The sequence below is a fragment of the Enterobacteriaceae endosymbiont of Plateumaris pusilla genome, from assembly GCF_012562765.1.
Lineage (GTDB): Bacteria > Pseudomonadota > Gammaproteobacteria > Enterobacterales > Enterobacteriaceae.
In genome coordinates, this window is record NZ_CP046226.1 from 309,762 (window position 1) to 322,633 (window position 12,872).

The following is a 12,872-nucleotide window of genomic DNA, read 5'->3' on the forward strand; positions in this document are numbered from 1 at the left end:
TACCTCTTATTATTTATTACGATGACGAAGAATATATTTTTCTGTTCTTTTATTATTTCTTGTTTTTTTACCTTTAGTTTGGATTCCCCATGGAGTTACAGGATGTTTACCAAAATTTTTTCCTTCTCCTCCACCATGTGGGTGATCTATAGGATTCATTGCAGTACCTCTTACAGTAGGTCTAATTCCTCTCCATCTTTTAGCTCCAGCTTTACCTAAAGACTTTAACATATGTTCATTATTCCCAATTTCTCCTAATGTTGCCCTGCAATTAGATTTTATTTTTCTTATCTCTCCAGATCGTAAACGTAAAGTAACGTATAAACCTTCTTTTGCTATTAATTGTACATATGTTCCAGCAGCTCTGGCTATTTGACCACCTTTACCTGGTTTCATTTCTATATTATGTAAAATAGATCCTACAGGAATATTATTCATTGGTAATGTATTACCTATTTTAATCTCAGCATTTATTCCTGATTGGATAATATCACCTACTTTTAAATTTTTAGGTGATAATATATAACGTTTTTCTCCGTCATTATATTTAATTAATGCAATATTTGCAGAACGATTAGGATCATATTCAATATGTTCAATAATTCCTGGAATTGAATCTTTATTTCTTTTAAAATCTATAATACGATATTTTTTTTTATGTCCTCCTCCTATATGTCTAGTTGTTATATGTCCATGATTATTACGTCCACCAGATTTATTTTTCTTCTTTATTTTAGATTTAAGAGGTTTACCTTTATATAAAAAAGGATTTACAACCTTAACCATATGTCTCCTACCAGGAGATGTAGGTTTGCATTTAATAATTGTCATATTTATACTTTTTATTAGTTTTTATTTATATTAAAATCTATACTTTGACCTTTTTGTAAAGAAATATATGCTTTTTTCCAGTCATTACGATGATATGTATTATTTTTATTTTTTTTTGTTTTTCCTTTAACTATTAAAGTATTAACATTTTTAATTCTAATATTAAAAATTTTTTGAATAGCTATTTTTATATCTTTTTTATTTGCCTTTTTTGATACTTTAATAGTAAAAATATTTGTTTTTTCTATTGCTAAAGAAGATTTTTCAGATACATGAACAGTTTGTAAAATCTTAAAAGAACGTTCAGTTAAAATCATGTTAATATTTCCTCTATATGTTTAATTGCTTTTATAGTAATAATAACTTTATCAGCATTAATTAAACAAACTGGATTTACATTCATTGAATTTTTTATTTGTATATTATGTAAATTACGAGATGCTAAAAATAAATTTTTATCTATAGATATAGTAATAATAATTATTTTTTTTAAAAAAAATTTTTTAAATTTTTCTATTAATATTTTAGTTTTAGGTTGTTTTATATTTAAATTACTTAATAAAATTATTCTATTTTCTCTAATAAGTTCTGAAAAAATACTTTTTAATGCATTACGATACATCTTCTTATTAATTTTTTTATAATATATTTTATTTTTAGAAGCAAAAGTTACACCACCGGAACGCCAAAGAGGACTTTTTACTGAACCAGCTCTAGCTTTACCAGTACCTTTTTGTCTCCATGGTTTTTTACCAGATCCTTTAACTTCACCTCTATTTTTTTGTGCTTTTGTTCCTTGTCTACCAATTGTTCTATAAGATTCCAATACTTGATGTATTAAAGATTTATTATAATGTTTATTAAAAACACTATCTGATAATATTACTATCTTTTTTGTATCTTTTGTTATAATTTCCATTTTGATTCCTGAAAGTTAAATTTTTCAGATTTTAAGATAAGTTTTAATAGCAGGTTTAACCATAACATTACTACCAGTAAATCCAGGAATAGCACCTTTAATTAATAATAAATTTTTTTTTATATCTAATTTAATTATATTTAAATTTTGAGTAGTAATTTTTTTATTCCCTAATTGACCTGCCATTTTCTTACCTTTAAATACTTTTCCTGGTGTTTGATTTTGACCAATAGATCCAGGAACTCTATGAGATAATGAATTTCCATGACTGGCATCTTGAGTTTTAAAATTCCATCTTTTTACTGTACCAGAGAAACCTTTTCCTTTAGAAATTCCGGTTACATCTACTCTTTTTATTTTATTAAAAATTTTAATAGTTATATTTTGACCTATATGGAATATATTTTTATTTTTAACTAGAAAACGATGTTCCCATAATATATATCCAGCTTTAATTTTTGCTTTAGCAAAATGTCCTGCTTCAGATTTATTTAAACGACTAGTTTTTTTTTCACCTGTAGTCATTTGAATTGCATCATATCCATCATTTACAACAGTTTTTATTTGAGTAATGCGAATAGATTCAAATTTTATTACCGTTATAGGAATAGATATACCATCTTCAGTAAAAATACGAGTCATTCCTAATTTTTTACCGATTAAACCAATCATTATTGTTCAACCTCACAAAATAATATTTAAAATAATAATATTTTAACCTAAACTAATTTGTACATCTACACCTGCAGCTAAATCTAAGCGCATTAAAGCATCTACAGTTTTTTCTGTAGGTTCTACAATATCAACTAAACGTTTATGAGTACGAATTTCATATTGATCACGAGCATCTTTATTAACATGAGGAGAAATTAAAATTGTAAATCGTTCTTTTTGTGTAGGCAATGGTATAGGACCATGTACTTGTGCACCAGTACGTTTAGCAGTTTCAACTATTTCAGTGGTAGATTGATCTATTAAACGATGATCAAAAGCTTTTAGACGAATACGAATTCTTTGGTTCTGCATTATTAGACCAGTGCCTCTAATTTAAAAAATTAAAATAACCTTCTACAAACTTTAAAATAGCTTTGAGAGGACCTATATGATATTATACATTATAAATAATAATTATTTTATAGAAATTATTATGACATAATCTTTCTATTATGACTTATAAAATATATAGAAAGCAATATATTTAGTTTATAAAAGTCAAAAAAATAATATATTAATTAAAAATTAATATTTTATAAAAAATTTTTTACAAAAAAGAATAATAAAACTAAAAATTATTTTAATAATATGATTTTAAATAAAAAAAATATAACTTTATTAGCTTTTGATTATGGAACTAAAAATATAGGTGTAGCTGTTGGAAATACTATTATTAGAATAGCTCATACATTAAAAAAAATCAAAAATAATAAAGAAGGAAAAACTTGCTGGAATAAATTTCAAATAATAATAGAATATTGGAAACCTAAAAAAATAATAATTGGATTACCATTAAATATGAATGGTAGTGAACAAAATATTACAATATTAACTAAAAAATTTGCATATCTTATAAAAAATAAATTTAATTTAGATATAGAATTACATGATGAACGTTTAACTACTATTGAAGCTAAAAATATTTTATTTACAAATGGAGGATGGAAAATGTTAAAAAAAAATGATATAAATTCTTTATCAGCATCAGTTATACTTCAAAGTTGGTTTGAAAATAATTAACAATATTACCATTAATATTTTTAATTAAATAATTATTTATATTAGAAATATAAAATAATTTATTATTTAATTTTAAATTATAGAAAATATACATTTATTTAAATTATTTTACTAAATAATGATATTTTATAAAATAAAAATATTATTTTTAATAATATAATTATATAAAAATATATTTTATTAATATTAATTGTTTTGAGGAAATTATGCTAACATTAACATTTTTATTTAAAAATATATTTGATATTACTGTAACAATATTATTGTTAAGAATTTGGATTATTTGGTCTATGAATAATACTTATAATTCTTTTATACAATTTATTACTGTAATATCACAACCTATTGTTAAACCAATACAATCACTTATACCTAATATTAAAAATATTGAAATAGCATCATTAATTATATTAGCTGTTGTTCTTCTTATAAGATATCCATTATTAATGTCATTCCAAATAGGAATTTTCCCTAAATATTTGATATGGTATGTTCTTATAGCATTATTATCTGGTATAAAATCTATTGGATATTTAATATTTTGGTTAATAACTATACGTTCTATATTTAGTTGGTTTAATAGAGATTATAATGATTTTGATCATGTATTAAATAAATTAACAGATCAAATTTTAGAACCTTTAAAAGTATATATTCCCCCTATTTATAATATAGATATAACACCTTTTATAATTAGTATTGTTTTATATTTGTTAAATTTTTTAGGTACAGATTGTTTTCCTTTATTTTGGTCAATTATATAATTTTTATGTATAAAAAAAAATATTATAGTTTATATATTCATATTCCATGGTGTTTAAAAAAATGTCCTTATTGTGATTTTTATTCTTTAATTATTTCTAATAATAATTTATATAAAGATGTAAAGTTAAAATATATTAATAGTTTATTATGTGATTTAGATAATGATTTATTATTTTTAAAAAAAAAAATTCATATTAAAAGTATTTTCTTTGGAGGAGGTACTCCTAGCTTAATAAACGGAAAATTAATTTCTTATTTATTAAATGAAATTACAAAAAAAATATACATAAAAAAAACAGCTGAAATTACTATAGAAGCAAATCCTTCATCTATTAATAAAAAAAATATTTTAGAATATAAAAAAAGTGGAATTAATCGTATTTCTATAGGTGTCCAAAGTTTTGATGATATTAGCCTAAAATTATTAGGTAGAATTCATTCGTCAAAAGATGCTATTAATGCAATTAATACAGTAATTGATAGTAATTTAATAAATTTTAATATAGATTTAATCTATGGTATACCAGGACAATCTTTAAAATCAGCTAAAAATGATTTATATCAAACATTATTATTTCATCCAAAACATATATCATGGTATCAACTTTCAATAGAACCAAATACAATATTTGGAAAATATAAACCAAAAAATTTACCAAAACATAATGTTTTATGGAAAATATTTAAAGAAGGAAAAAAAATTTTAAAACAATATGGATATATAAATTATGAAATATCTTCTTTTGCAAAAGAAGATATTTTTAAATGTAAACATAACTTAAATTATTGGAATTTTGGTGATTATATTGGTATAGGATGTTCTGCTCATGGTAAATTTACTATGAGTAATGGAGAAGTTATTCGTACTATTAAAAATAATAATATAACAAAATATATGAATGGTCATTATTTATTTTCTAGTAATAAAGTTAATAATTATAATATAATATTAGAATTTTTTTTAAATAAATTTCGTATTTTAGAAAAATTTTCAAAGAAAGAATTTACTCTAATTACAGGAATAAATATTAATTCTATTAATTCTAATATAAAAAAATCAGAAAAATTAGGATATATTAAACATAATAAAGATTATTTTATAGTTACTAAAAAAGGTTATTTATTTTTAAATAATTTATTAGAAATATTTATTTAAAATAATTAATTTTTTTATATTCTAAAATCCATATTTGTTTATTTTCTTTTTGTGCTTTTTTAAAAAATTTTGTTGGTGATAAATTATGAAAATTTTTATATATTGTTTTAAACGTATCTGATATAATGATATTATTATTATAATTAATATAATTAATATTAGAAATAATAAAATCTTTATATTCTCTATTATCCGTAATAATATATAATATTCCTTTATTTTGTAATAATAAAAATATTTGTTTTAAAAATTTATGAGTTAATAATCTTCTTTTTTTATGTTTTAATTTTGGCCAAGGATCAGGAAAATATATTTGAATTAATTTTATATAATTATAAGGAATCATTTTTTGTAAGACATCTACAGCATTATAATTAATTAATTTTAAATTATTTATTTTATTTTTACTAATATTTTTTAAACAATTAATTATTCCTGGTATATATACTTCAATTCCAATAAAATTATATTGAGGATTGTTAATAGCAATATCAATAAGTAACTCTCCAGTTCCAAAACCAATATCAAGTATATTTGGTAAATTATTATGGAATATTAAATTAAAATTTATAGGATTAACTTGAAATTTAATATTAAATATACATGAATATTTTTCTAATATATTTTTTTTTAATATACTTAATTTTCTATAACGACAAACAAAACTTTTTATATCATTTTTCATTATTATATTTTTGTATAAATTCATGTAAAATATTCTTATTATTATATTAATTTAATTAAATATTGGAAGATTTAACATGTCTAGAGAAATTTTTTGTATATTTTATCAATGTAGAATGAAAGGATTAGATTATTATATCTATCCAGAATATATAGGCCAAATTATTTTTAATCAAATATCTAAAAAAGCATGGAATCAATGGTTAAATCAACAAACTAAACTAATAAACGAAAATAATTTAAATATGATGAATAAAAAACATTTTAATTTTTTAAAAAAAAATATGATTAAGTTTCTTTTTTTTAAAAATCAATAAAATATTTTAAAAATGAAATATCCTTTAAATATTGGAGCTAAGCGGGATCGAACCGCTGACCCTCTGCGTGCAAAACAGATGCTCTACCATCTGAGCTATAGCCCCTTTTTTTTAGGCTTGAGTGGATTTGAACCACCGACCTCACCCTTATCAGGGGTGTGCTCTAACCATCTGAGCTACAAGCCTATCAATAAATAATTTATTCATATTTATTATTAAAAGTCAACTGAAATATTTTAATTATTTTATAAAATAATTTTTTCATTTAATATAAATTATAATTATATATTACTATACAATGAAAATAATATGTTATACTACAAAATATTTATTTTTTTAGAATTAATATTAATTTTTCTTTTTATATTGCTATATAAAAAGAAAATTGAAAATTTAAATAAATTAAATTTAAAATTTAAAATAAATGAAAAAATTTTAGAACAAATAACAAAAGAAAATAATAAATTAAATTATGAATCTAAAAAAAGATTATATTTAGAAAACGATTTAAACAATAAATTAAAAAAACTAGAAATTAAATTAATTCTTACTATAGAAAAAAATAATAATTTACAATTTTTAAAATTAGAAAATAAAGATTTAAAAATCATAATATCAAATAAATTAGAGATTATTTCTAATTTAAAATCAGAAATAAGTAAAATTAAAACTCAATTAAAAGATTTAATTATTTTTTATGAAAAAAAAGAAATATTAATGACAAAAAATAAAAATTATTTAAATTTAGAATTTACAAATTTAGCTAATAAAATTTTAGAAAATAATGAAAAAAGAATTAATGAAAATAATAATAAAAATATAAAAAATATAATTAATCCATTAAAAGATCAGTTAAATGATTTTAAAAATCAACTTCAAAATAATTTACATCAAGAATCTTCTGAAAGAAATATATTAACTTATGAGTTACGTAATTTACAAAAATTAAATAATCATTTATCTCAAGAAGCAATTAATTTAACAAATGCTTTAAAAGGAAATAATAAAATTCAAGGTAACTGGGGTGAATTAATTTTAAATAAAATATTAGAATCATCAGGATTAAGAAAAGGATATGAATATGAAATTCAGAAAATAATTAAATTAAAAGATAATAAAAAAAAAATACAACCTGATATAATAATAAAATTACCTCATGATAAAAATATAATAATTGATTCTAAAATGACTTTAGTAGCTTATGAACGTTATTTTAATTCTGATAATAATAAATCTAAAAATAAAGCTTTAGAAGAACATATTCTTGCTATTAGAAATCATTTACGTTTATTAAGTAGTAAAAATTATCAAAATTTATCTAATATTAAATCATTAGATTATATAATTATGTTTATTCCTATAGAACCAGCATTTTTAATAGCTATAGGTTATAAACCTTCATTATTAAATGAAGCATTAAAACAAAATATCATGTTAGTTAGTCCAACAACATTAATGGTTACTCTTAGAACAATTAGTAATTTATGGCGTTTTGATAAACAAAATAAAAATTCTTTAATAATAGCTAATAAAGCTACAAAATTATATGATAAAATTAGACTTTTTATAGAAGATATATATAATATTGAAAAAATTTTAAATAAATTACAAGAAAATTACAATTCAGTAAAAAAAAAATTATTTACAGGAAAAGGTAATATTATTTCTCAAGCAGAAAGTTTTAGAAAATTAGGTATTAAAGTAGTTAATAAAATAAATAAAAAAAATATAGATAATAATGATTAATATAATAAATTTATTATATTTGTTTATGATAAGGATATTAAATAATGTTTGATATTAGTGTTAATTTAACTCATGTACAATTTAATAAAGATCTTGATTCAGTTATTAATAGAGCAATAAATAAAGGAATAAATGGTATGTTAGTTATAGGATCTAATATTATTGATAGTTATAATGCATATAAAATTGTTAAAAAATATAATAATTATTGTTGGTCTACTGTAGGAATACATCCTCATTATGCTAATTTATGGGAAAAAAATACAATTCATAATATGAATTATATTATATCTAAAAAAAAAGTAGTAGCAATAGGAGAGTGTGGTTTAGATTTTTATAGAAATAAATCTTCTATAAAAGAACAATTATTTGCTTTTAACTCACAATTAGAATTAGCATCAAGTCTATTTATACCAGTATTTTTACATTGTCGTAATGCTTTTAATATTTTTATTAAAGAATTATCTCCTTGGATTAGTAAAATTCCTCAATCAATAATTCATTGTTTTTCTGGTAATAAATATGAATTGGAACAATGTTTATCTATGAATTTATCTATAAGTATATCTGGATTATTCTTTAATAAAAAATATAGATTATCATCTATAAATGATCTTAAATTAATACCCCAAGATCATTTATTAACAGAAACAGATTCACCTTTTTTATCATTTAAAAAAATAAATAATAGTAATTATTATGATATAACAAAAAATAGAAATGAACCATTTTTTTTATATTATCTTTTAAAAAAAATGGCATATATAAGAAATGAAAATTTTAAATTATTACAATTTTATACAGAAAAAAATGCACGTAATATTTTAAAAATTTAATTTTTATAAATTTAAATACTATAAGATAAAATTTAAATAAAGAGAAAAAATTATGATTTTAGTTTCTAGTATTTCTCAATTAATAAAAGATAAAGTTAAAATTAATAGTGAAATAACTATAGGTGGATGGGTTCGTACAAAAAGAAATTCTAAAACAGGAATAACTTTTATTGTTTTATATGATGGTTCATGTATAGATGATATTCAAATCATAGCTAATTCATCATTAAACAATTATAAGGAAGAAATATTATTAATAACTAGTGGTTGTTCTTTAATGATTATAGGAAAATTAGTAAAATCTCCTAAAAAATTACAAAATTATGAAATACAAGCTTCAAAAATAAAGATTTTAGGTTGGGTTAAAAATCCTGAAAAATATCCTATTTCACCTAAAAAACATAGTTTAGAATATTTAAGAACAGTATCTCATTTACGATCACGTACTAAATTAATTAGTAGTATTACTAGAATAAAACATAATACAGCTTTATATATTCATAATTTTTTTCATAAAAAAAATTTTTTTTGGATTAATACTCCATTAATTACTACTTTAGATACTGAAGGATCAGGTAAAATGTTTAGAGTTTCTACTCTTAATTTTCAAAATTTATTTTTGGATAAAGATCAAAAAATAAATTTTAAAAAAGACTTTTTTGGTAAAGAATCTTTTTTAACTGTATCCGGACAATTAAATTTAGAAGCATATGCATGTTCCATGTCTAAAGTGTATACGTTTGGTCCTACTTTTAGAGCAGAAAATTCTAATACTAATCGACATTTAGCTGAATTTTGGATGCTAGAAATAGAAATGTCATTTGCAAATTTAAAAAATATTATTGATTTATCCGAAAAATTATTAAAGTATTTATGTATAAAAATTTTAGATAATCATATAGATGAAATTAATTTTTTATCAAAAATTAATAAAATTAATTTAATTAATAAAATTAATAAAATTATATTAAATAAATTTATAATTATTGATTATAATAAAGCTATTAAAATATTATTAAAAAATAAACAAAAATTTAAAAATAAAATAATATGGGGAAAAGATTTATCTATAGAACATGAAAAATATTTAACTAATAATTACTTTGATAGACCAGTAATAGTATATAATTATCCAAAAGAAATAAAAGCTTTTTATATGTATCTTAATAATGATAAAAAAACAGTTGCTTCCATGGATATCTTATTTCCAGATATAGGAGAAATTATAGGTGGTTCTCAACGAGAACACAGAATAAATATATTAGATAATAGAATTAATGAATTAAAATTGAATAAAAAAGATTATTGGTGGTATCGTGATTTAAGAAAATACGGTACTGTTATACATTCTGGATTTGGTTTGGGATTTGAAAGATTTTTATCATATATTACAGGATCTAATAATATTAGAGAAATAATTCCATTTCCAAGAACTCCATATAATGCTAAATTTTAATTAAATTCATTATAAGAAAAAGAATTATAAATAAAATTAAATATTAGTTTTCTGAACTAAAAAAATAAAGTAATATTATTAATATTAAATATATTTAAATAATTAATAAATATTATAAAAATATATTATCGAGGGTAATTATGAAATTTAATATATTAAAAATATTAATACCATTTTTATTATTATTTAACATTGTATATGCTGATGAAATTTATAATAAAAATAATCAAACATTAGATTTATATGGAAATCTAAATGTAAAAAATATTATTTCTAAAAAAAAAGCTAAGTCAACAAAAAGTGTAGAAAAATATAATTTTGATTTAGGATTAAAAGGTACATCAATTATTAATGATAATTTAAAAGCATTTGGACAATTTGAATATACTATACAAATAAATGAACTTAAATCTGGTATAAAAACAAATAAACCTGAATTTAATGTACGTTATCCTATTATCTTACAACTAGGATTTTTAGGATTACAATATAATGGTATGACCATAAGTTATGGTAGAAATTATGGTATATTATATGATACTACTTCATACATAAAGAAATTTCCTATATTTGATGAAGAAGTATATTATACTAATGATCATTTTATGTTTGCTAAAGCAAATAATTTAACAACATATAGAAACAATAATTTCTTAGGTTTGGATGGATTAAATATTGCTTTACAATATCAAGGAAATAATAATTTTAATAAATTAGAACAAAATGGTCCTGGTTGGGGAACTTCAATTGAATATAATTTAGGTTTTGGAATTAATATTATTGGATCTTATTTTTCTTCTTATAGTAATCCTGATCCTAATTCATCATTTGCTAAATATTTTTTCTTTCACCCTTATTTTAAAAAAATAGATAAAAAACATAAAAAAATAAAATTAGTACAAAAATTTAAAAAAAAAGATGATAATAAAAAATTATCTAATGCTTATGCATTAGGTATAAAATATAATAAAAAAAATATATATTTATCAACTGTATTTAGTGAAACTAATAATTCAGTAAGATATAATCATAATGATGATTATTTATTAGCAAATAAAACTAAAAGTTTAGAATTTTTAGGTCAATATACTTTTAATGATAATATACAAGCTTCAATATCATATTTACAATCACAAGGATATAATATCCCTCCAGGAAGTGATTTCCCTGCTGGAAAAATTGATTTAGCTAAATATTTAACTATTGGTACTTCATATTCTTTCAGTAAAAATTTTTTAGCTTATTTAGGATATAAAATTAGTTTATTAAATAATACTGAATATGTACAAAGTAGTAGAATACCAAATAAAAATATGATTGGCTTAGGATTAACATATTATTTCTAATACAAAAATTTATTATTTTAAATATTACAAAAAACTAATTAACTATCTAATAATTATTAATTTGAATAGATAGTTAGTTAGTATTTTAAATTATTTTAGTAATTTTTTTTTAAAAATGGATTATTTAATATTTCATAACCTATATTAGTTATAGGACCATGACCTGGAATAATAATTACATTATTACCTAATGGTAGTATTTTTTGTTTTATAGAACAAATTAAATCATTATAATTACTTAATGGTAAGTCAGTTCTACCAATATTTTTTTTAAAAATTACATCTCCTGATATTAAAATATTACTTAATTTATTAAAAAAAACTATATGTCCAGGAGTATGACCTGGACAATGATATACTGTTAATATAAGATTACCTATTGATATTTGATTATTATTTTTTAACCATATATTTTTTGTAAAAGTACAACTAGGTATTTGAAAAATATTTTTTTGAAAATTAATATTTTTTATCCAAAAATAATCTTTTTTATGAGGTCCTAAAATAGGTATTTTATATATATTAGATAATATATATGCAGAACCAATATGATCTAAATGACCATGAGTTATTAATATTTTTTTTACAGACAGTTTATATTTAATTATATTATCTATAATTTTATTATGTTCTCCTCCAGGATCAATTATGGCTGCATGTAAAGTAGTTGAACACCATATTATACAACAATTTTGAAAAAAATTAGTTACTGGTATGATTATATAGTTCATTATATATATAATATTTTATTTTTATTTAAAACGTTTAAATTAATTTATTTAAAAGTTTATTTTTTCTTTTAATTGTTTTCCTGGTTTAAAATGTATGATATATCGAGATTTTAATTGTAATAGACTACCAGTCTTAGGATTGCGTCCTATCCTTGATGCTTTATAATATAAAGAAAAACTACCAAACCCTCTAATTTCTATTCTATGACCTTGAGAAAAATTTAAAATCATATAATGTAATATTTCTTCTACTATATTTTTAATAATATTAATTGGAATTTTATTATTTTTATTTTCTGATATTAAATTATTAATTAATTCAGATTTATTCATTAATATACCCTATTGTTT

16 protein-coding genes and 2 tRNA genes are annotated in these 12,872 nt (G+C 19.9%); 8 read left to right on the top strand and 10 right to left on the bottom strand.

Going from position 1 to position 12,872, the window contains the following annotated elements:
• Positions 1-9: 9 nt before the first annotated feature.
• Genes rplB through rpsJ form a run of 5 tightly spaced genes read right to left on the bottom strand, consistent with a single transcriptional unit; the run spans position 10 to position 2,776 of the window.
• Positions 10-831, bottom strand: a complete 822-nt coding sequence (gene rplB / locus GJT83_RS01475; RefSeq protein WP_168892686.1) for a 50S ribosomal protein L2 — start codon at positions 829-831, stop codon at positions 10-12.
• Between the two features lie 14 nt (positions 832-845).
• Entirely contained in the window at positions 846-1,148 is a 303-nt protein-coding gene (gene rplW / locus GJT83_RS01480) for a 50S ribosomal protein L23 (RefSeq protein WP_168892687.1), read from the bottom strand.
• Positions 1,145-1,750: a 50S ribosomal protein L4 gene (rplD, locus tag GJT83_RS01485; protein ID WP_168892688.1), complete on the bottom strand. Its 606-nt coding sequence runs from the start codon at positions 1,748-1,750 to the stop codon at positions 1,145-1,147. Before rplD ends, rplW begins: the two co-directional genes overlap by 4 nt.
• Before the next feature lie 24 nt (positions 1,751-1,774).
• A complete protein-coding gene (gene rplC / locus GJT83_RS01490) occupies positions 1,775-2,422 on the bottom strand; it encodes a 50S ribosomal protein L3 (RefSeq protein ID WP_168892689.1) in 648 nt (215 codons plus the stop codon).
• A gap of 42 nt (positions 2,423-2,464) precedes the next feature.
• Positions 2,465-2,776 (bottom strand): 30S ribosomal protein S10, encoded by a 312-nt coding sequence (gene rpsJ, locus GJT83_RS01495; protein WP_168892690.1) that lies wholly within the window; start codon positions 2,774-2,776, stop codon positions 2,465-2,467.
• Between the two features lie 276 nt (positions 2,777-3,052).
• Between rpsJ and ruvX the strand changes: the two genes are divergently transcribed.
• The 3 genes from ruvX to hemW all read left to right on the top strand — a co-directional run bounded on the left by ruvX (position 3,053) and on the right by hemW (position 5,405).
• Positions 3,053-3,484, top strand: coding sequence for a Holliday junction resolvase RuvX (gene ruvX, locus GJT83_RS01500; RefSeq protein ID WP_246208744.1), 432 nt, complete (start codon positions 3,053-3,055; stop codon positions 3,482-3,484).
• Positions 3,485-3,690: 206 nt separating this feature from the next.
• The gene (locus GJT83_RS01505) at positions 3,691-4,248 is read left to right on the top strand and encodes a YggT family protein (protein ID WP_168892691.1); all 558 of its coding nucleotides are present in this window, start codon (positions 3,691-3,693) and stop codon (positions 4,246-4,248) included.
• Between the two features lie 5 nt (positions 4,249-4,253).
• Positions 4,254-5,405 (top strand): radical SAM family heme chaperone HemW, encoded by a 1,152-nt coding sequence (gene hemW, locus GJT83_RS01510; protein WP_168892692.1) that lies wholly within the window; start codon positions 4,254-4,256, stop codon positions 5,403-5,405.
• Here the strand turns inward: hemW and trmB are convergent.
• Positions 5,398-6,114 carry a tRNA (guanosine(46)-N7)-methyltransferase TrmB gene (gene trmB / locus GJT83_RS01515; protein WP_168892693.1) on the bottom strand — a complete coding sequence of 239 codons (717 nt, stop codon included), beginning with the start codon at positions 6,112-6,114 and terminating at the stop codon, positions 5,398-5,400. The two genes, hemW and trmB, sit on opposite strands and share 8 nt — an antisense overlap.
• Before the next feature lie 52 nt (positions 6,115-6,166).
• On the opposite strand from trmB, the gene GJT83_RS01520 reads away from it, so the two are divergent.
• The gene (locus GJT83_RS01520; RefSeq protein WP_168892694.1) at positions 6,167-6,406 is read left to right on the top strand and encodes an oxidative damage protection protein; all 240 of its coding nucleotides are present in this window, start codon (positions 6,167-6,169) and stop codon (positions 6,404-6,406) included.
• A 32-nt stretch (positions 6,407-6,438) separates the two neighbouring features.
• Here GJT83_RS01520 and GJT83_RS01525 read toward each other — a convergent pair.
• Together GJT83_RS01525 and GJT83_RS01530 are read right to left on the bottom strand one after the other, a co-directional pair.
• A tRNA-Ala gene (locus GJT83_RS01525) sits at positions 6,439-6,511 on the bottom strand.
• A 7-nt stretch (positions 6,512-6,518) separates the two neighbouring features.
• A tRNA-Ile gene (locus tag GJT83_RS01530) sits at positions 6,519-6,592 on the bottom strand.
• A gap of 123 nt (positions 6,593-6,715) precedes the next feature.
• Between GJT83_RS01530 and rmuC the strand changes: the two genes are divergently transcribed.
• The 4 genes from rmuC (at position 6,716) to GJT83_RS01550 (ending at position 11,790) form a co-directional block, all read left to right on the top strand.
• Entirely contained in the window at positions 6,716-8,152 is a 1,437-nt protein-coding gene (gene rmuC, locus GJT83_RS01535; RefSeq protein ID WP_168892695.1) for a DNA recombination protein RmuC, read from the top strand.
• 44 nt (positions 8,153-8,196) lie between these two features.
• Complete coding sequence (locus GJT83_RS01540) at positions 8,197-8,988, top strand: TatD family hydrolase (protein WP_168892696.1); 792 nt, start codon at positions 8,197-8,199, stop codon at positions 8,986-8,988.
• Between the two features lie 55 nt (positions 8,989-9,043).
• Entirely contained in the window at positions 9,044-10,444 is a 1,401-nt protein-coding gene (gene asnS / locus GJT83_RS01545) for an asparagine--tRNA ligase (protein ID WP_168892867.1), read from the top strand.
• 140 nt (positions 10,445-10,584) lie between these two features.
• On the top strand, positions 10,585-11,790 hold the full coding sequence (locus GJT83_RS01550; protein WP_168892697.1) for a porin: 1,206 nt from the start codon (positions 10,585-10,587) through the stop codon (positions 11,788-11,790).
• A 95-nt stretch (positions 11,791-11,885) separates the two neighbouring features.
• Here the strand turns inward: GJT83_RS01550 and GJT83_RS01555 are convergent, their stop codons facing one another.
• Positions 11,886-12,521 (bottom strand): MBL fold metallo-hydrolase, encoded by a 636-nt coding sequence (locus tag GJT83_RS01555; protein WP_168892698.1) that lies wholly within the window; start codon positions 12,519-12,521, stop codon positions 11,886-11,888.
• 48 nt (positions 12,522-12,569) lie between these two features.
• Positions 12,570-12,854, bottom strand: coding sequence for an HU family DNA-binding protein (locus tag GJT83_RS01560; RefSeq protein ID WP_168892699.1), 285 nt, complete (start codon positions 12,852-12,854; stop codon positions 12,570-12,572).
• Between the last annotated feature and the right edge of the window lie 18 nt (positions 12,855-12,872).